Annotated in this window: 21 protein-coding genes, 1 tRNA gene and 2 pseudogenes; 7 read left to right on the top strand and 17 right to left on the bottom strand. The window is 49.0% G+C overall.

The window, feature by feature from the left end:
- Nucleotides 1-9 precede the first annotated feature (9 nt).
- The 7 genes from C825_RS17880 (at nt 10) to C825_RS17850 (ending at nt 4,976) form a co-directional block, all read left to right on the top strand.
- On the top strand, nt 10-975 hold the full coding sequence (locus C825_RS17880) for a helix-turn-helix domain-containing protein (RefSeq protein ID WP_010803497.1): 966 nt from the start codon (nt 10-12) through the stop codon (nt 973-975).
- 201 nt (nt 976-1,176) lie between these two features.
- Nucleotides 1,177-1,261: transfer RNA gene (locus C825_RS17875), tRNA-Ser, on the top strand.
- Between the two features lie 273 nt (nt 1,262-1,534).
- The gene (locus C825_RS17870) at nt 1,535-2,764 is read left to right on the top strand and encodes a site-specific integrase (RefSeq protein ID WP_010803495.1); all 1,230 of its coding nucleotides are present in this window, start codon (nt 1,535-1,537) and stop codon (nt 2,762-2,764) included.
- Nucleotides 2,765-3,436: 672 nt separating this feature from the next.
- Nucleotides 3,437-3,970 carry an antirestriction protein ArdA gene (locus C825_RS17865; RefSeq protein ID WP_010803494.1) on the top strand — a complete coding sequence of 178 codons (534 nt, stop codon included), beginning with the start codon at nt 3,437-3,439 and terminating at the stop codon, nt 3,968-3,970.
- A 56-nt stretch (nt 3,971-4,026) separates the two neighbouring features.
- Nucleotides 4,027-4,239: a hypothetical protein gene (locus C825_RS17860; protein ID WP_044234868.1), complete on the top strand. Its 213-nt coding sequence runs from the start codon at nt 4,027-4,029 to the stop codon at nt 4,237-4,239.
- Between the two features lie 21 nt (nt 4,240-4,260).
- Nucleotides 4,261-4,482 carry a DUF3873 domain-containing protein gene (locus C825_RS17855; protein WP_010803493.1) on the top strand — a complete coding sequence of 74 codons (222 nt, stop codon included), beginning with the start codon at nt 4,261-4,263 and terminating at the stop codon, nt 4,480-4,482.
- Nucleotides 4,483-4,493: 11 nt separating this feature from the next.
- Nucleotides 4,494-4,976, top strand: a complete 483-nt coding sequence (locus tag C825_RS17850; protein WP_010803492.1) for a DUF7258 domain-containing protein — start codon at nt 4,494-4,496, stop codon at nt 4,974-4,976.
- 219 nt (nt 4,977-5,195) lie between these two features.
- Here the strand turns inward: C825_RS17850 and C825_RS17845 are convergent, their stop codons facing one another.
- The 17 genes and pseudogenes from C825_RS17845 to C825_RS17765 form a co-directional block, all read right to left on the bottom strand.
- On the bottom strand, nt 5,196-5,516 hold the full coding sequence (locus C825_RS17845; protein WP_010799827.1) for a hypothetical protein: 321 nt from the start codon (nt 5,514-5,516) through the stop codon (nt 5,196-5,198).
- On the bottom strand, nt 5,510-5,989 hold the full coding sequence (locus C825_RS17840) for a DUF3872 domain-containing protein (RefSeq protein WP_250690596.1): 480 nt from the start codon (nt 5,987-5,989) through the stop codon (nt 5,510-5,512). The genes C825_RS17845 and C825_RS17840 overlap by 7 nt, the downstream gene beginning before the upstream one ends.
- A 13-nt stretch (nt 5,990-6,002) precedes the next feature.
- Nucleotides 6,003-6,584, bottom strand: coding sequence for a conjugal transfer protein TraO (locus C825_RS17835; protein WP_010803490.1), 582 nt, complete (start codon nt 6,582-6,584; stop codon nt 6,003-6,005).
- Nucleotides 6,585-6,587: 3 nt separating this feature from the next.
- On the bottom strand, nt 6,588-7,523 hold the full coding sequence (gene traN / locus C825_RS17830; protein WP_010803489.1) for a conjugative transposon protein TraN: 936 nt from the start codon (nt 7,521-7,523) through the stop codon (nt 6,588-6,590).
- A gap of 28 nt (nt 7,524-7,551) precedes the next feature.
- The gene (gene traM, locus C825_RS17825) at nt 7,552-8,871 is read right to left on the bottom strand and encodes a conjugative transposon protein TraM (RefSeq protein ID WP_010803488.1); all 1,320 of its coding nucleotides are present in this window, start codon (nt 8,869-8,871) and stop codon (nt 7,552-7,554) included.
- Nucleotides 8,849-9,144 (bottom strand): annotated as a pseudogene (locus tag C825_RS17820) (TraL conjugative transposon family protein). The gene traM and the pseudogene C825_RS17820 overlap by 23 nt, the downstream one beginning before the upstream one ends.
- Before the next feature lie 4 nt (nt 9,145-9,148).
- On the bottom strand, nt 9,149-9,772 hold the full coding sequence (gene traK / locus C825_RS17815; RefSeq protein WP_004309966.1) for a conjugative transposon protein TraK: 624 nt from the start codon (nt 9,770-9,772) through the stop codon (nt 9,149-9,151).
- Between the two features lie 127 nt (nt 9,773-9,899).
- On the bottom strand, nt 9,900-10,895 hold the full coding sequence (gene traJ / locus C825_RS17810) for a conjugative transposon protein TraJ (RefSeq protein WP_004326113.1): 996 nt from the start codon (nt 10,893-10,895) through the stop codon (nt 9,900-9,902).
- Nucleotides 10,896-10,914: 19 nt separating this feature from the next.
- A complete protein-coding gene (locus C825_RS17805) occupies nt 10,915-11,541 on the bottom strand; it encodes a DUF4141 domain-containing protein (protein WP_004325453.1) in 627 nt (208 codons plus the stop codon).
- 11 nt (nt 11,542-11,552) lie between these two features.
- Nucleotides 11,553-14,066, bottom strand: a complete 2,514-nt coding sequence (locus C825_RS17800; protein ID WP_044214496.1) for a TraG family conjugative transposon ATPase — start codon at nt 14,064-14,066, stop codon at nt 11,553-11,555.
- Nucleotides 14,063-14,398, bottom strand: a complete 336-nt coding sequence (locus C825_RS17795) for a DUF4133 domain-containing protein (protein ID WP_034531223.1) — start codon at nt 14,396-14,398, stop codon at nt 14,063-14,065. Before C825_RS17795 ends, C825_RS17800 begins: the two co-directional genes overlap by 4 nt.
- Before the next feature lie 10 nt (nt 14,399-14,408).
- Complete coding sequence (locus C825_RS17790) at nt 14,409-14,651, bottom strand: DUF4134 family protein (RefSeq protein WP_007845737.1); 243 nt, start codon at nt 14,649-14,651, stop codon at nt 14,409-14,411.
- Entirely contained in the window at nt 14,648-16,303 is a 1,656-nt protein-coding gene (gene ltrA, locus C825_RS17785) for a group II intron reverse transcriptase/maturase (protein ID WP_010801788.1), read from the bottom strand. The genes C825_RS17790 and ltrA overlap by 4 nt, the downstream gene beginning before the upstream one ends.
- Before the next feature lie 636 nt (nt 16,304-16,939).
- Nucleotides 16,940-17,134 (bottom strand): annotated as a pseudogene (locus C825_RS17780) (DUF4134 family protein); the annotation flags it as partial.
- 164 nt (nt 17,135-17,298) lie between these two features.
- On the bottom strand, nt 17,299-17,925 hold the full coding sequence (locus C825_RS17775) for a hypothetical protein (RefSeq protein ID WP_008772009.1): 627 nt from the start codon (nt 17,923-17,925) through the stop codon (nt 17,299-17,301).
- A gap of 2 nt (nt 17,926-17,927) precedes the next feature.
- Complete coding sequence (locus C825_RS17770; protein ID WP_008772010.1) at nt 17,928-18,329, bottom strand: DUF3408 domain-containing protein; 402 nt, start codon at nt 18,327-18,329, stop codon at nt 17,928-17,930.
- A gap of 1 nt (nt 18,330) precedes the next feature.
- A complete protein-coding gene (locus tag C825_RS17765; RefSeq protein ID WP_010803485.1) occupies nt 18,331-19,113 on the bottom strand; it encodes a ParA family protein in 783 nt (260 codons plus the stop codon).
- Nucleotides 19,114-19,632: the final 519 nt, after the last annotated feature.

The following is a 19,632-nucleotide window of genomic DNA, read 5'->3' as shown; positions in this document are numbered from 1 at the left end:
TTCTGTAACATGAAAAAAGAACTTTTGTATGATAATTTGCTAAATGCTATCAAAGAGGAATTTCCTCAAAAAACGAATTTAGTAAATGCGCTTGTTGATTTGTTATGTATTGAGAAGGAAGCTGTTTACCGACGTTTACGGGGAGAGGTCGCTTTTACATTTGCAGAGATCGTCACTATCGCGAATGCATTTGGAATATCATTGGATAACCTGGTCGGTACAGTTACTGCAAAAAGCAGGCCGTTCCAATTGAAATTGGTGGATTTTGTGAATCCGATGGAGACTGATTATGATATGCTGGATCAGTATATCGATATATTAGGTCTGGCACGCGAAGACGATAGGTCCGAACTGATCGATTGTACGAATATCTTGCCTCAGCAGCTTTATATGAAATATAAATATATTTCACGTTTTTATCTTTTCAAGTGGTTATACCAATGCGGAACTCCGGGAAAAACAAAGCGTTTTGAAGAGATAGAGGTCACCGACCGCTTTCTGGGAATACAGTTGGCCGGGGTAGAAGAAGCACGGCATATCCATCATTCATATTACATACTCGATCCGTTGATATTTCATTATCTGGTAAATGATATTAATTATTTTATGAGTATTCATCTGATCGGGAAAGAGGATGTAAAATATCTGAAGAATGAACTGATGGATTTGTTGGATGAAATGGAGAAACTTGCAACACGCGGCTATTTTGAAGAGACCGGTAATAAAGTCTTTATCTATATATCGAGTGTGAATTTTGATACGAGTTATTGGTGCGTCCAGATAAAAAACTACCATATCAGCCTGATAAAAACATTCATCCTCAGTTCGGTCGCCTCCCTGGATGAGGGGACTTACGAGAAGTTGCGGAAATGGTTAAGAGCCCTGATCCGTTCTTCTATCATGATTTCAGTCAGTGGTGAGAGGCAGAGGATCGCATTTTTTAAAGCACAGCGTGAACTGATTCAAAATTTGTGATCTTTTCTATCTATAAAGAGTATCAGAAACTTACCTGTAAAAAAGGTGGTTTTATGTTGGATATCGTAAAAAAAGATATAAAAATAAGCATCCAAAATTTGGAGCGTATAAATCTTTTACCTACTTTTGCACCCGTAAACAAAAAACGTCAACTGCTTTGAAAAGCAACCTCTAAAGAGGTGTTGATAATTTTGATTTATTGGAGAGATGGCAGAGTGGTCGATTGCGGCGGTCTTGAAAACCGTTGAACTGAAAGGTTCCTGGGGTTCGAATCCCTATCTCTCCGCTGAACTTACTGGACAGAAATGGTCAGTAAACGGACAAAAAGCTACAAATCAACGATTTGTGGCTTTTTTTATTACCCGAAAGTTCAGCTTCCAAGACTTCAAAAGTACGGTAAAAGACAAAGTTTCGTTACTAAATCGTTACCTATTCCCTGCCGGACAAAAACGGTAACGATTTGTCCTCAAATGACCTGAAAATGACTTGATTAGTCCATAGTCTGCATAACTCGAAAACGAGAGGTAAAAATTAATTTTGCAACTAAAAAAAGTGAGTTATGAAATCGACATTCAAGGTTCTTTTTTATTTGAAGAAAGGTTCTGAAAAGAAAAACGGCGAGGTTATGATTATGGCACGCATCACCATAGACGGCAAACTTTGCCAGTTCAGTACGAAACAAAGCATCCAGCCCGACAATTGGAACACGGTTGCGGGCAAAGCCAAAGGCAGGGATGCCGGAAGAATAAACGCCCTTTTGGACGACATACGTTCTTCCTTGAATACCATTTACCACGAAATGCAGCGGCGTGACAACTACGTGACCGCCGAGAAAGTGAAAAACGAGTTTTTAGGTCATAGCGAGAGCCACGAAACAATCCTTACCCTGTTCCAAAAGCACAATGACGATGTGAAGCAGCTTGTAGGCATATCCAAGACGATAGCGACCTACCGCAAGTATGAAGTGACCCGCCGTCACCTTGCCGAGTTCATCCGCAGCAAGTACAACGTATCGGACATATCCATAAAGGAGATTACCCCGATGTTCATTACCGATTTTGAGTTGTATTTGCGTACAGCCTGCAAGTGTGGCTACAACACCACCGCCAAGTTCATGCAGTTCTTCAAGCGCATCATCATCATTGCCCGCAACAACGGCATACTGGTGGGCGACCCGTTCGCCAGCTACAAAATCCGGCTGGAGAAAGTGGACAGGGGGTATCTGACAGAGGACGAGATAAAAATCATCCTTAAAAAGAAAATGGTTTCCGAGCGGCTGGAACACGTCAGGGACTTGTTCATCTTTGCCTGCTTCACCGGGCTTGCCTATATAGATGTAGCCGGGCTTACGCAAGATAATATATGCAAATCCTTTGACGGCAACCTTTGGATAATGACAAAGCGGCAAAAGACGAATACGGACGTTAATGTTCCCCTGCTGGATATTCCCAAGATGATTTTGAAGAAGTACAAGGGCAAGTTACCGAACGGCAAGATACTTCCCGTAATCAGCAATCAGAAACTAAACGCGTACCTGAAAGAGATTGCCGATGTATGCGGTATTAAAAAGAACCTGACATTTCACCTTGCACGTCACACGTTCGCAACGACTACCACGTTGTCAAAGGGCGTACCTATTGAAACGGTGTCCAAGATGCTGGGACACACCAATATCGAAACGACCCAAATTTACGCCCGCATCACCAACAGCAAAATAGGCAGCGATATGCAAGGGCTTGACAAGAAGTTTGTCGGCATCGAGAAGATTTACAAGGAAGTCGCCATGTAAATTTTCAGTTACCTATATACCGTTGGTAACAAAACAGGTAACGATTTTGGTAACGAAATACCACCTAATAAGCTATATCCTAGTATTTTACATTCTTTCACCTTGCGGGCAGTCCACCGACTACCCGCATTTTTTATTCCCTTTTCCACTGGCACATTCCACGAAACGCCAGCCGTGCGTGGCATGGCTGACTGTATTTCGTGAAAAGAGCCGTTGGAAATCCGCACAAGCGTACCGCAAGATGAACTTGCCGTACCCTTGCCTTTCCCGCCCGCATGGAGTGTTCCCTAAAGGATGAAAGGGAACAAGCACTTTTCCCCTGTTTCCCTATCTGTAAATCTTCCTCATTATGCAGTCCCCCAGCCGGAACAGCCGTTTTTATCATTTCAATAGGCAAAGGTAGCTACGGGGGCTTTTGGCTCTGCAAATTGGGTTTCATCGAAAAAAATTGTTCCAGCTTCCCGTTGGTCGGAAAAAATTTTTGTCGGAAAAATTTGCATAGCAAGACCCCTTCACAAACCAGCCTATGTGAAACGAAAACGACCGACCCGACCGGAAGACGCATAAAAAAAAAGTCGGATTTACGGGAAGCAGGAAAAAAGTTCAGTGAAACTTCAACTCCCTCACCTCTCAAATCCGCATAAAATTAAAAACTTAAAAAATTACAGCAATATGGAAGCAAAGGTATTATCGGAAGCAAAAGTTTATGTAGGCACTTACGCCAAGTATAACAACGGTTCATTGTCCGGCGCATGGCTCGACCTTTCGGACTATTCGGACAAGGAGGAATTTTACGAAGCCTGCCGGGAACTTCACAAGGACGAGGAAGATGCGGAATATATGTTTCAGGATTACGAGAATATCCCGGAAGCCTTGATTTCCGAAAGCTGGATTTCTGAAAACTTCTTTTCCCTGCGTGATGCGGTGGAGGATTTGAGCGACACCGAGCAGGAAGCCTTTTTCGTGTGGTGCAACTACAAAAGCCATGATTTGAGCGAGGAAGATGCGGACGACCTTGTACGTGATTTCCGGGACGAGTATCAGGGGGAATATGACGATGAAGAAGATTTCGCCTATGAAATCATAGAAGAATGCTACAACCTGCCGGAGTTCGCAAAGACCTATTTCGATTATGAAAAGTTCGCCCGTGACCTGTTTATGTGCGATTACTGGTTTGATGACGGTTTTGTGTTCCGTGCGGCATAACCAAATACCAATCCGGGCGGGGTGTCAAAGCCCTGCCCGCTAAAAACAACCAAGCGATGAAACGGAAAAGCATTTATAAAATCCTTTGGCGGGCGTTCCTGTGCTGCCTTGCATGGCGGTTCACCAGCGTAGCCGGAGCAGACACGGCGATAACGGCGTATATCGTATTTTGTGCCGCCTGTTTCCTGCTCCGTGTCTGCCTTTCAGCCCTTTATGCGCTGGGCGTGGCTCTGCTTTTCCTGTCGTTGCTTTTCTTACTGATATTATAACCATAAAAAAAATAGAACATCATGCAGTCACTTAACAAAAACGGGGTAAGCATTACCCAAACACCGGGAGAAGAAAAGTTCGTGAAATGCTGTTTAGGGGCTTTCAGGGGACAGATTTATTTTCAATATGACTACCGCCACACGGACGGCGAACTTTTCAGCACGGTAGCCAAAACGCTGGACGAGTGCCGCCGCAGGCGTGACGGGTGGATAGCGAAGAAGAATGGAGTAATAAATAAGTAAATTTTAGGGACATGAAAACGACAGAAGTAAACAAGGAGCTTATCGGCAGGCGTTGCGAGTGCATTTTTACGGGCTTAATGGTAACGGGGGTTATTGAGGGCATCCAAGACGACCCGCATTCCACAGCGGTCAAAGTCCGTTTCGACCACCCGCACCAGTGGGGCGATGATTTGTATAATGATGTGTGGGCGTGGGGGCGCAAAACTGACGAGTTCGGCACGCTGCACCATTTGCAACTGTTAGAGGATAAACCGGACTTTCAGATAATGACGGTAGTTTTCGGCGAGCCAATCAGCCAAATAGACCGCAGTGTTTTTGAAGATGTTGCAACGTGGGGTGTCTGTTCCCTGCAAGGCTGGGTAAATAGCTACGAGAGTGTCCGGTTTGTAGCCATAAACGACCATACGGCAATCATTACGGGCGAATACAACATGGAACAGGTAAAGGTGTGGTTAGAGAAATACACGTCCATAAAGAGCCTTAAAACCAGTTGATAGAGAACGGCGGCTGTTTGCCGCCGCCACTTTCTTTCGTGAGTGCCGGGAAATAAAGTGGCAAAGAAACCCGCCCTGTTCCCTAACATGAAAAGTCCACCCGCCGAACTGTCAGCGGGTGGACTGCCATAACATACGCCTTGCGTATCATTCCCTATTTGGTGTTCCCTGTCTATCGTTGCTTTTCACGTATATATGCAACCGATAAGGAAATAAAGCTTATAAATCTTCATGTTGGAAGAATTTTACACCAAGTATGCACACGGTTTCTTCTTCCTCGATGTCGTATTTCCATGTTCGTTTATAGACAAGCATTTCCGTGTCGCAGTCGAACCATTCCATTACAGGCGCATCATCTTCTTCGTCCGCCCATTTGAAAACCTGATTGGACGGCGTTTTCCACAATTCAGCCCTGTCACGTGCGGAAATGCAGTCCTTATCCACGATAATGATGTCACCTACTGCCGGAACTGTATCTGTTTCCAACGTGGTTTCTATGTACCACGAGATACCTTTTATATCCAATTCTATTTTTACCATGTCATTTTATTGTTTAGGGTCGTTATTGTTTCCGTTTCTTCCTTGCCGTTGTCATTATTGAACGATAGCGAAAGTTGCTGCACCTGTCCAAAGCTGTCAATTACATAAATGTCTATCGTCTGCTGGTCTGTCGATGCCGAGGTGTAGTAGAGCCTGAACGTTTCTTTCTCCAGCGGGTATAGGTCATTGGGCAGGAACACCGTGCCGTTATCCATTTCTAATTTCCCTTTGCCGTCCGGCTGGAAGTACCTGATTTGATAGGTAGTCGGCTGGTAATAGCCGCCACGCACCAGTCGGCAGCGTATTTCGGCGGTTTCCCCGACTTTCAGCCTTTTGGGTACTGGCAGCGTTTCGATGCTGAACGGGTACGCCTGCTGAATATCCAAATTGTCATTACAGGCGGTGACAAGCACAAGGGCGGCCACGATGTAGCAACCCATGATGATTTTATACATTACATTCTTCATATACATTATTATATAGCGGTCAGTTGATAATGAATTTCAGTCCCAAAGATACCTGCGTGTGGAACTTGCCTATGTCCGAGCTGAACAACGCCCGTTCCCTTGCGTTGGCGAGCAAGGCTATCCGGTCTGTCAGGTAGGCTTCCAGTTCCAGCGTCAGCGCACCCCCGTAAATGAAGCAGTCCTTATCCAGCAAGGTAGAGCCGTCCGGCAGCAGCTTTTCGCTTTGGTTGCTGGTTTCATACCCGGCGAGTGCCGACAGTCCCAGCGAGAGAAAAAAGGTCTTTCGCCTGTCCGAAAGGAATTTCAGGTAATAGCCGCCCTCTGCGGTGAACTGTTCGACTGGTATTCTCATATCCTTGTAGTCATACTTCTTGTGCAGGTATTCCCCGCCAATCACCCAGCGGTTGGCGTTCTTGGTGTAAACGCTGTACGCCGCCCCGATATGGTAGGCAAAATCCGTGTTGTCGTTCCAATGCACCCCGTCCGCCATGCCAGCCGTGACCTGCAAGCCTTTCATGCCCGGCAGGTATCTTTGTGCGTGTGCCTGAAACGAGGTCAGGCACAGCGCAAAGAGCATCATTATAAAGATGTGTTTCTTCATTCCCTACTTGATTTTTAGTTCGTTAATCACTTCTGCGTTCACGATGTCGGCGTTCTCCACCCGGATAACCTGATGCCGCCCGCCGTTCTTCTCGTAGAATTCCACCAACAGCAGCTTGTCGTCAGGAATGGTGAACTTCGGCAGGGCGTACACCGTGCGCACGGTCGATTTCCCGGCAATCTCTATCACCTCGTTGTAGCTGCGTACCGCATCCAGCACCGTTTCCTGAATAGCCGTGCGCTTGGGTACTTTCTTATCGACTATCTTAAACTTGATGAAGTCGGTATCGAAAGGCACGTTGGAACTGTTCTTTGTCTGCGTATGCACGTAGAGCATCCCGTTATAAGTGTAAATCCCCTTGATTAAGAACTGTATGCCGAAACGCTTGCTACCCAAGTGGCGCACTTTCCGGTCGTTGTTCTTGTAGATGCTCCGCATTATCAGTTTCACCAGCAGCGGGCTTTCATTACCCAGTTCCCGGAAATAGATGTTCATGCGGGTATGCGAAAAGTCGCTGGTGTCCTCGTTCTCCAAGAAGTCTTTCATTTCGATGTTGAGCATTTCCGGTTCACGGGCGTACTTGGCGTTGAATGAAAAGAAACTCCCGTCCTCGCAGATAACGGAGAAGTTCGTTTCGCCCGGAAAACCCTCTGTCGTGGCTTTCACACGTATTACGTTCTCCGCACCGTCCGCCTTGCCTGCTATGATGTGGTTGCTTCCCAAATCGACATAGCGGACGGCGGCGGGGAAGATGATATGCACCGTCTTGGCAAAGGTCACTTCCACGCCATAGGGTGTAACCATTTGGCGGTACGGGAGTTTCCGGGTAATACCCCGGTACAAGTTGTTGCCAGCCGCATACTTTACGGTGTCAGTGGTTTGTGCGTTTGCCGCACAAACGCCCAGCAAGAGGGCGAACATTACAAAAATCTGTTTCATCGTTAATTGAAATTTTAGTGGTTAAAAATTATTGTTGTTTGGCGTAAAGCATGACTTTATAGCCTGCTTTCAGTTTCACTTTCACGGTTCGGAACTTCTTGGCGAGGTAGCCGGACGTTCCTTGCAGCAAGCCCCTTGTCACGTCCATAGCCACCTGCTGCCCGGCACTCCGTGCAAAGGAAATGCTTGTACCCAGCCCGCTGCCGATATTCGCCATTGCTTCATTGAACGCTTCCTGCTCCATAGAGGACGGCACAGATAATCCCTTTTGTCCGTCCGTGTCGAACACTGCGAGTTCCACCGGGATGATGTTGCCCGCATACTCAATCGAGGACACCAGTATGTCGAGCCGTTCGCCCTGCACCTTTGCCGTCCCCGCCACAAGGGTATTCTTCGGCACGACTATGTTTCCCGCCTGCATGGGTTCAAGCAGCCGTAGTTTCACCGCCTGCCCGTCCGTCAGCGTTTGGTCTTGGTGGATGCAGGCGGCTACCGTGTTCCTGCCCATAGCGTAGCCCGTGCCTACCGCCGTGTTGAAGCCGTAGTTTCGTGGCTGGCTGTAAGCCCGGATGAAGTCGGCATCGCTCATGGGCTGCCGCAATCCCGAAACGGTCGTTTCCCGGATTGCCTGCACCGCCACTGCATCCGGCTTGCGGTCAATGCCGCCCGTTACCGGGACTTGTGCGACTTGTCCCTGCCCGCCGTTCATGTACTTTGCCGCCAGCTCGTAGGATTTTTCCAAGAGTGCCATTTGGTCGTCAGCGGTGGGTGTGGCGTTCTGCTGTTGTTGCAGTCTGTCGGTCAGTTCCGCCACCTGTCGCTTCAAGTCCTCTTTTTCCTCGTCCACAGGGGGCGTTTCGTAGAACGTGCTTAACTGGCGGTTGATGTCCCGGTAAGCGTTTGCCGAATAGGAAGCACCGCCGCCCCTTTGTGGCTTCGGATCTTCTTCCGGCATCAGGTCGATTTCCGCTTGCGGTTCTTCCGTTTCATCGTCCCCCGTGAAACCGAAGTCCTGCAAGGATTGTATCTTGTCCTGCTGTTTGCGGTTCAGCATCGCCTGTTCGTAAGCCTTTTGCTTGTCGGCTATAATCCCGTCCTCTGCGGGCAGGGGTATGTCGGCATTGAAGCCGCCCACGCTTTCCACGTTCACGTCCTCTTTGCCGGAGGGAGCGAATATCAGGTACATGCACCCGGCAAAGGCGAGGAACATCAGCGGGAAGACTATCATCTTCCTACGCTGCTGCACCTGCTGTGGGGTAAGTTCCCGTTTGGGCTTCTTTTCCTTTTCAGGTTTCCCGTCCGCCTGCGGTACGGTCGTGCCGCTCTCATTCTTCTGTACTTCTTCCATATTCCGGTCTGTTTAAGGGTTGATACTGTTGATTGTGTCATTGCCTTGCAATGGCAGTTGTTTGATATGTTCTATTTGCAGCCGCCTGCCGTCCCGTTTCCCGATATTGTAGATTGATGAAACGGTGATGTAGATAGACAAGCCGCCGAAAAATAGGAACATCACGAGGATAACCGCCAGCCTTTTGCCCGGCGTAATCCGTCCGCACATTCGGCGCAGGCGGTCGTCCGCCCAGTCCTGCACCTTTTCGATGTAATTTCGTTTTCTCTCCATAAGGCTATCTCTTGACGGTTTGCAAATCCTTGTTCTCGGTAATGGTGAACGCTTCGATGATGAAGCCGTGCGGGTTGTTGTCGCTCCGTGTGGCGTTGAGCAGGCGGCACGAGGTCACAAGGCTGCGCACCGTCAGGCTGCTTTCCCGGACAATCAACTGGCGGGCATACGTGTTCACCTTGTAGGGGTACTGGTCGAAGTCGCACTTCACGCTGTCAATCTCCACCGTCTGCGTGACGTTTCCGGAAATCACCCGGTTGTAGTAGCCCTTTTCCGCCAAGTCCTTGTAATAGTTGAAAGCGGTCTTGTCGGCGAGGAACAGCGAACGTTTGATGTTGCTTTCGATAGCCCCCTTGTCGGGCGAGAGCGTGAAGAAAAGCTCGTGGAAACGCCGCACGTGCGACTTGGCTTCCACGGGTCTGTTCTGCGCCATGTCCTGCGAGAGTGCCAGCATCAGGCTTTTGCCGTTGTCGAGGACGTATATCTTCTGCCGCTGCTTTTCGGCGAAGCTGTACGAGTTCCACACGGCAAAGCCCGTCACCAGTGCGCACAGGCAGATGAATACCAGTGCAAAGAGCCGGATTTGCCGGAAACTCGTTTCGATGTTCGTTAATGATTTAAATTCCATTTTTCTGTATGTTCTAATAATGTTTCTAAAATCTTTCTATTGCAGCCCCTTTGTCAAGGCAGCTACCAAGAGGTTGTCAAAGTAGCTACCGAGTGACGGTCAAGGTAGCTACCGAGTGGAAACCGTCTTATTTGAGTAGTTTCCCGGTTACTTTCCCGCTTGCCGCACCGACCGCAGCCCCGGCGATTGACCCCGCCCGTGCCACGTTGCGGTTATAGGCAGACGTGCCGCCAGCCGACACAATCCAGCTTGCCACCGTTGGAATGGTGAAGTAGCCCACGATACCGATTATCATAAAGATTACATACACGGTGCTGCTCCCGTCAGGAATGAAATTCGGGTCTGAAAGTTCCTGAATGTCCTTTTGGAGCATCAGCGTTTGTATGCGTGCCAGCACGCTGCTGAACAAGTCAGACACGGGCAACCACAGGTAAATGGAGATATAGCGTGAAATCCACTGGGTCAGCGTGCTTTGGAAACCGTCATAGACGGAAATCGCAAACGCCAGCGGACCCAGTATCGAAAGCACAATCAGGAAGAACGTGCGCAGCGTGTCTATAATCAGCCCCGCCGCCTGAAAGAGCATTTCCAGCAACTCCCTGAACCAGTCCCGGACGGACTTTTTGATATTGTACGCCGCCCTATCCATGTACATACCCGTCATAGTCACCATGTCGGAGGGCGACCAGCCCAGTTCTTCCAGTTGCCTGTCAAATTCCTCGTCCGATGCGAGGTAAGCCGTTTCGGGGCTTCGCATCAGGGCTTCATATTCCAGTCGGTCTTTCTGCGCCCGGTACTCGTTCATGTCGAAAGTCTGCGTTTCCATAAGCTGATTGCACCCTTTCACCACTGGCGACAGCACCGTGTTGATTGTCCCCAGCACGAACGTGGGAAAGAACATGATGCACAGCCCCAGCGCAAAGGGGCGCAGGAGCGGGTACACGTCTATGGGTTCGGCACGTGCGAGCGACTGCCACACTTTTGCCGCCACGTAGAACAAAGCTCCCAGCCCGGCTATCCCTTTCGCTACCCCCGTCATGTTGCTGCACAAGGGCATCATTTCATCGTACAGCACCCGCAACACTTGGTGCAGGTTATCAAAATCTACTGCTGCTAATAACATAGGCATACCGATTTATATGTTACCAGTAGCGTTCATCCGCCGAGCCGTAGAGAGCCAGCACCCGGTCGGTGTCGTTCTTCTTTTTTGCCCGCAGGTAGGACACGGATATGTTCTTGCGGGTGTAGTAGTTCACGAGGTTGCGGTAATTCAATAGACTTCGGTAGGCATTATCAATAATAGCCAACCGTTCGGCATCCGTCAGCGACATACCCGTGATGTTCACTACATTTTTCAAGTCCTGCAACACGTCCGAGCTTTCCGACATCAGTTTGGCATAGCCGAACGAGATTGCCGACAGTTCGTCAGGCGTGAAATTCGGGTCTGCCAGCATACTTTGGAAGTTGCGCACGTAGATTTCGGATATTTCCGCCACCAGTTCAATGGACTTCTTCACCTTGACACCGCCCTTAACCACGTCATGCACCGCTTTGAGCGCATCGTAATATTTTTTACCCTGCTGGAAAATCTTCTGCGCTTCCATGAAGCCGTCCAGCGTGTTCTTGGCTGTGGTGGAAGTCTGCACTATCTGCTTGGTGGTGTTGATGATACCCTGTGCCAAGTTGCCGGGGTCTGACACCACCCATTGGGCGGATGCCTTGCCGATGAAGCAAAGGCATACCGCCATAAGGAGAATTGTTTTCTTCATGTTCCTAATTTTTAAGTTGTTGATGATTGGGGATTGCGTTTGCTTTCCGCAAGCCGCTTGATAGCCAGTTCAAGGTTGCCGCCCAGCTTCTCGGCGAGGGCGAACAGTTCCATTTTTTCGCTTTCCTCTGTCGTGAACGTGTAATATTCTTCCAACGAAACTTCTGTGGCGTACACCGCCGACTGCGTGCCGCCCAGCGAGAAGAAAACTTCCTTGTACTTCCGTCCGGGGTGGTTCGCCATGTTGATAGACAATATCTGCGAACGCTCCTTGTCGGTCAGTCCCAAGAGGTTCTGTATGCTGTTGAACTTGTTCAGGTATTTTCGCTGGTCTAACAAAATCTTGCAGTCCGAGTTGTTGATGATACTCTCTTTCACTATGGGCGAGGAAATAATATCTTCCACTTCCTGCGTTACCACAATCGCTTCCCCGAAATACTTTCGGACGGTTTTGTACAAATATTTTATGTAGTCCGCCATGTTCGCTGACGCAATCGCTTTCCACGCTTCCTCGATTAGTATTAACTTCCTTATTCCCTTTAACTTGCGCATCTTGTTTATAAAGGCTTCCATGATGATGATAGTCGTTATCGGGAATAAAATCTTGTGGTCTTTGATGTTGTCCAATTCAAAGACAATGAAGCGTTTATGCAGCAAATCCAGCTCCTTGTCGGAGTTCAGCAGGTAGTCATACTCACCGCCACGATAGTACGGTTCAAGCACGTTCAGGAAGTTGTCTATGTCAAAATCCTTTTCCCTGACGTTCTTCTGTTCAAGCTGTCGGCGGTAATCATCCCGGACAAACTCGTAGAACGTGTTGAAGCAGGGCGTTACCGACCTGTCGCCCGTGATACGTTCGATATAGGCACTTACCGCATTGGACAACGCCACTTCTTCCGACCGCTTGGGGGCTTCATCGTCCCGCTTCCACAGGGTGAGTATAAGGGTTTTTATACTCTCTTTCTTTTCTATGTCAAATACCCCGTCCTCGACATAGAACGGGTTGAACGCTATCGGGTTCTCGTTGGTGTAGGTGAAATAAATCCCGTCCTCGCCGTGCGTGCGGTTGTGGATTAGCTGGGACAGCCCCAAGTAACTGTTACCCGTATCTACCAGCAGCACGTGCGCACCCTGCTCGTAATACTGGCGCACCATGTGGTTGGTGAAGAAAGACTTCCCGCTACCGCTCGGCCCAAGTATGAACTTGTTGCGGTTTGTGGTGATGCCTTTCTTCATGGGCAAATCCGATATGTCGATGTGCAGCGGTCGCCCGCTTACCCTGTCCACCATTTTGATACCGAACGGGGAAAGCGAACTCTTGTAGTTCGTTTCTTCCACGAACAGGCAGAGAGCCTGCCCCAAGAACGTGTAGAAACTTTCCTCTGCCGGGAAGTCGGCTTCGTTGCCGGGTATGCCCGCCCAAAAGAGCGTGGGCGTGTCGGTGGTGTTGTGCCGGGGTTTGCACTCCATTAGCGCAAGCTGGCTTCCCACATCGTTGCGTATGCGTTTGAGTTCGTCCCTGTCGTCACTCCATGCCATGACGTTGCAGTGGCAGCGCACCGAGATAAGCCCCTTGCTGTGGGCTTCGTTCAGGTACTCGTCTATCCACTCCTTGTTCACTTGGTTGGCACGGGAGTAGCGGGAGAGCGATTGCATATTCCGGGCGGTCTGCTCGAAGTTCTTCAGGTTTTCGGCGTGGTCGTCTATGAAAATGAACTGGTTATAGACGTGGTTACACGACAACAGCACGCCCACCGGGGCAGCGAATGACAGTCGGCAGTCGCTCCGGTCAGTGGACAGCTTCTCAAATCGGCAGTCCGTCCCGACCTTTCCGGGCAAATCTTCCACGTCCGAGAGCGTGTGCAGGCACAGTATATCGTCCCCGACACGCATTTCTTCCGGGTACAGCCCGATGTCTTTCAGGCAGGTGGTATCTGTCTGCGAGAGCGAGAAGTATTTCTCGATGATGCCCGCCTTTCCGTCCTGCCCGGTGATTTCCGATGCCGCCAGCCGGGTAAGCGTGACAAAACCGCTGTCGTTCATAATCCTTTCAAACTGCCCGACCGCTTCGATGAACTTTGCCGCCGCTTCCTTGTCGGCTATCTCCTGCGGAACAATCCTGCCCCGGCAGAGGGTGGAGAAGTCGTTCTGTCGGCGGCTTCTCTCCCTTGTCGTTTTCGTCAGGAACAGGTAGCAGTAATGGTTCAGGAACGGGCGTTCATTGAAGTGCCGTTCAAAGGAGCGGCTTAAAAAACTAAGTTCGTCCCTTTCGGTGTCGGGCTGGTAGTTCTCCTTGATGAAGAAGTCCTGCTTGTGTACTATGGAGTAGTCGGGCAGCACCTTGATTGCCTTGTACCACGCCGAATGTATGGCTTCGTATTCGGCACTGGTGACGGTGAACAGTTCGGGCAGTTCCACCCGGAAAGCCACCGTTATGTCCGCATCCTTTGAAATGATGCAGCCGTTCTCCACCGCCAAAAGTGGAAATTTTCGTTCCAGCGTGGTAGCCTTTAATGTATTCCTCATGTTCTTTCTTCCTTTCTTCTTTTGTAGTTGAACAGCCGGGGTATCGCCTTTCGGCTGATAATGAAGCGTGGGTGTCTTTTGCGTGCGGCTGCTTTCATCAGCCCGTGCGTGCCGTACCGTGCGTTGAGCCGGAACGTCTGCCACACGAGCAGCAGCGAAGCCGACACGATGAAACCGATACATATCCACTGGTTCACGCCTGCCATGAACAGGACGATGAACACCACGAAGACGGCAAGCAAGCCGCCGCAAAAGATAAAGAGGTACTGGCTTTTCAGCCCCTTGAACTCCACCGGCTTCCCGATACCCCTGTTTACCGGATATTCAGACATAGCCGCTGGTTTAGAGGAAGAACGAACGCAGGATAGTGGCGGCGACAATCAGGAAGATACACGCCCCGAACCAACTGGCGGCGGTCTTTGAGGTGTCGGGGTCGCCGCTTGAGTCGAGTAGGTCAGCCCCCTTACGGGAGCTTTCCCCTCTAAGAACCGTACGTGCGAGTTTCCCCGCATACGGCTCAAGCAACATGACCGTTACCGACTTTGTTATCGGTAGAGCCATCTCATTTTCGACTTTCATATTCATAATCTACTATGCATTTTACGTTTACAACTGGTATGTACAAGAGTTCTTATCTTTTGTCCGCTGACTATTTGTTCAGTGATACTCCAAGGTCTTTCCCTGTCAATACGCTCTTCACATACAGGACATACCTTATTTTGTCGTTTCCAAATGTTTATCAGAGATTGCCTGCCTTTCAGCGTTTGCTTCATTCGGTAGGTTTCTCTCCATTCGTAGTACGACTTATCGGCTGGGTCATACGGATTGGCATAATGCCGAACCTTGACGAATTTCTCATGGTGGATGGTTGGTAGATAGGTCAGTTCGAGATAATCAATCTTATCTTTCTTGCCCATATCTGCCGCAAATCTCCACGAGTGTCCATTTAGTGTTCTGAAATACTTATCCTTTACCCATCCTTTGCATTTCTGCGGATGTCTGCGTCTTGCCCATTGCCATATTTTCTTAAAGATTTCCCAATCCATTCGGTGAAATATCTCACCAGAAGCACCGTATTTGTAATAGTTTCCCCAACCTTTTATGATTGGATTCAACATCATAATCAGCGACTTCTGCTTTACGCACTTGTTGGATTCTATTGTTTTACGGATTTTATCGCAAAATCTCTTTTGCGCATCCTTTGACGGTCTTGTCAGCAATGTGTTATTGCGGAACTTTCGGATATTGAAGCCGAGAAAGTCAAATCCCTCACTTATATGTGTGATTTTTGTCTTTTCTTCTGATAGTGTCAGACCTCTTTCCGCAAGAAACTTGCGTACTAATGGAAGTATAACCAGTTCTATCGTTTCCTTATCCTTTGTTGTTACAATAAAATCGTCTGCATACCGTATAAGATGTATCTTAGAGTATATCTGTTTATAATTCTTTTTATACTTTTTGATACATGTTTCCAGTAATCCTTGTAACCCGTCAAGTGCCATGTTTGCGAGAGTTGGGGATATTATGCCGCCTTGTGGGGTTCCCTCTTCCGTAGGAAAGAGTTCACCGTTGAACACATAACCACATTCGAGCCATTTGCGTAGTATCTCCTTATCCATAGGGATATTGTTGATTAACCACTCATGACTGATATGGTCGAAACATCCTTTGATGTCCCCTTCAAGAATCCATTCGGGAGCTACCGAGCGAGAAAGTACAATGTAACATTGCTCAATGGCATCATGCGTACAGCGATGTTTGCGGAATCCGTAGGAATGGCTGTCGCCAGTGGTTTCCGCTATCGGGTCAAGTGCCATTAAGTATAATGCCTGCATCGCACGGTCTTTCATCGTTGGTATTCCGAGTGGGCGTAATTTCCCGTTCTTCTTTTTGATATTCACACGTTTTAGAGGTTGTGGCTTGTAGCCACGTCTTTTCAGAGTGAATATGGCTTTGGCTTTCGCCAATGGAGAAGACCATGTAATCTTGTCAACGCCGGAAGTAGATTTTCCTTTGTTAGTCGTAACTCGTTTTACCGCCAATGCTTTGGCGTAGAACGAGTGGGTAAGCATCCATTGCAGGGCTTTCACCTTGTTATGTCTGCCTTCCCTTTGAGCCTTTACAATACGTGCTTGCAGCTTTTGGACAAAACGCTCGCATTTGTCCCAGTCGATTTTCGACCAGAGTTCGTGAATGTCTATGTCTTCGGGCGCACACGCCAATTTCTTTGCGTTCATTTGCTTTCCTTTCTTTAAAAGTTCTGTAAACTATCTTGTAAAGTGTCACCATAGGCGGAAGTCTGCCCACTTTCGTGTCGGATGATGTTACCTTTACCAACCCGTGATATTGGCTCAATCCGTATCCTCCCCATTACAGGGAGGCATTCGCTTTTTCCGCTATCCTATACCCGCACCCCATGTAGGCTTGCCTTGCGGCTTGCTTACCAGCTTTAATGAACTGGAGAGGTACGGGCTTACCGTGTTTTACATAAGTGACAAATAAGCGGGTTAGGTCCTGTCTATTCCACCGGCAGTGCTAATGTCCGTGTGTCCCCAAAATTCAAGAGGACAGCCGACTGCTTACCTTTTGGTTCGAGCCTGTCAACAACCTTTGGCTCGTTGTACTTTACGATGTTTATCGGACAGTTCACTTTCGTTGACCATACCGCTAAGCCAAGCTCCTCGTGCTGAATGGTGTTATCAGCCGTTGATTTCCCCTCACGGTTCAATCTTCTCCTTTCGGAAAGGCTACCTTGTCGGGACAGCTTCATACAAAAGAATTACTCCTAATGCATGTGTCCGTAGGCTACTCCAGACGGAACTGGAGGTGTAATCTTAATGTTACACAATCACTTACGCAACTTCACGTCGCACAAATTTGTTATAGACTTTTACCCCGCCAATCAAGCCGCAGACCGCCCCGATTGCGTACACCAGTTTTGTTCCGGGGTCGAAATACCCTGTGATTAGGTTCGTGGCTTCGGTGATGCCCGCCTGCCCGTTGCCCTGTGCGTAGGCACTTACCGCAGCGGCAAGGATAGCCGCCGACAAAAAGATTTTCTTTCTCATTGTGATTTGTTTTTAATGCCGGGCGGCGGGTGGGAAGTCCGCCTTTCCCGGCTGGTGAATAATTTGAAATTTTAGTGGTCGGGAGCAGTCCCGTTTGTCTGTTTGGTTTTCAGGTTGCCAATCAACCGTAGTCACGTTGCTTCATATTGTTACACATTATTATATTATAGGAAATCGTTCATGTCGAACGCTTCGTGTTCCTTGCTTATGTTGCCAGTTCCGGCAGGAGCAACCGTAGCCAGTTCCGCTTCGTTGCGTCCCAGCAGTTCAACCACCTTTGCCAGCCCGCCGTTGATGTTCTCCACCACCGCATCGTAGAGGTTCGTCCCCTCAATGCTTGCCAGCGTCCCGGCGGCTTGCCGCTGTTCCGCTTCGGTGGGGTTGTCGGCGTTCGCCGTGCGTACCGCTTCGCCCAGTTCGTCAAAGCTCACGCCCGTAGCCCGCCCGGTATCATCGTCACCGTCCATGTACCCGGCTATTTCCTCGTCCTCGTAGTCGGGTTCGTCATTCTCGTAACCGGGTGTTTCTTCCGGCTGTCCGTCAGCTTGCGGCGCAAAAATAGTATCATTTTCAGCCGCTTTCGGGAGGTGTCCCGATTTGTCCTGCGCTGTCCCGATTAGTCCACCCTTGTATCGGCTTTCACCTATCAGCGTGTAGCCTGAAACTTCGTTTCGTGGAAGCGGCGTATCATCCGTTCTGCCCGGTGATGTCCGGCTGTCCGTGTAGCGATACCACAGCCACAGGGCGATATAGTACACCAAAAGCCCGGTAAGTATGCAATGGATTACCATAGTCAGACAGGCTTTTGGAAGTTGCTTTCGTACAGGGTGTTTATCTCATCTTGGTACTGCTCGAAGTGGCGCAGCAGAATGTTTTCCACGTAGCTGCTTACCGTTACCTTTCGCCCGCCTATTACCGTCACGATACGCATCAGCTTCTCGTGCGTGGAACGGCTCACGTACAAGGGCTGTCGGTCTGCCAGTTCCACTTTCTGAAAGTAGGTTTCCCGGTAGTCGCCCGAACCGCCCTTGCGCTTGCGGGGTGTCGGTTTCTCTACTTGCACCGTTTCTGTTTGTGTTTCTTGCGGTACATCATTCGTCTTATTATTATCTTGTTTACTGGGGACACCTTGCGAGATAAGTTCTTTCATGAAATCCTCGTCTATCTTCGGCATCCCGCCGCTTTGCTTTGCCATATCATTGTAATTTGATGTAGTACGTTATTTCGGTTATCAGTTCTTCCAAGTTGCTTCCCCTCACCAGCGGGCGGCTGGCGGGAAAGAGCGTGGAGCGGAACACCGCCTTTTTATCCGCTACCAGTTCCTTTTTGTAGCGTTTGGTATCGGGGATAAAGGTTTTCATCAGCGGCAGTTCCAGTTCCTTAATCGTCTTGTCGTAGGCGGTGTAAAGGTCTGTTTTCTCCCGCCCGTCCACCATGTTCCAAAAGAGGTACAGCCCGGCAAGTCGGCAGGCTTCATTCTTCACCAATAGTTTTTGGATAGCCATTGCGAACGACAGGCTGCTTTCCAGCACCACCTTGTCGGCTGAAATGGGGGTGAAGATGTAGTCCATGCCCGCAAGGGAGTTTATCACGCCCTCGCTGTTCACCGTGCCGGGTAGGTCGAAAAAGACAATATCCGGCACGTGTCCGGCGGCTATATATTCGTCAGCCGTTGAAATCGCCTTTTCGGGCGAACTACACAGCACCGGGTAGGCTTTCTTCCCCAGCCGGGTGAACTGTTCATACGCCATGCGCTTGTAATCTTCATCCGCCCCGACCTGCTCGGCATCCCGCTTTCGCATCCCGGCAATGGAGTGTTGGGGGTAGTCGCAATCGACCACCGCCACATCGTAGCCTTTGAGATAGTAGAGGTAACTCGCCGCCAGCACGGTAAAGGTTGTTTTGCCGACCCCGCCCTTTTGTGTGGAAAAGGCGACATAAAGGGGTGTTTTCTCGTTTTCCATATTGCTTTCGTTCATTATTGGTTGATTTATTTATTGCTTTCAATCATTCATTCTTTCCATGTTGCAATCTTGAAATATTGAAAGACTGTTTTATTTCAATCTTGTTTTCCTGCTTTCATTCTTTCTTGGAATATTGAAATAATGCAATCATGCTTTCTTGAAATCATGCTTTCAATCATTCTTTCCTGATTGGAATATTTCTTTCAATCTTGCTTTCAATCTTGAAATCCGATGCAAAAAAAGGGAGAAAAAACGTCCCCTGAAAACCTTGTCCCGATTTGTCCTGTGCTGTCCCGATTTGTCCACCAACTGCCTATTTTACAGCATTATAAATCACTGTTACTTTGCAGCGGAGTAACGAACCGCTGGGGGCGCAGGTGTAAAAACGGGCTGGTGAACGGCAGGGCTTACCGCTTCACGCTAACCCCAATCCGTCCGTGACGGATTTCGATTTTCGTCAGAAAATAGCAAGGTGTGTTTTGTAGCATACAAAACCGTTTTCCGTGCCTGAAAACGCCTTGCCCCTTGCGGGGG

It is taken from the genome of Parabacteroides sp. ASF519, assembly GCF_000364265.2.
GTDB classification, from domain to species: domain Bacteria; phylum Bacteroidota; class Bacteroidia; order Bacteroidales; family Tannerellaceae; genus Parabacteroides; species Parabacteroides goldsteinii.
This window is presented reverse-complemented; position numbering and strand designations above follow the sequence as displayed.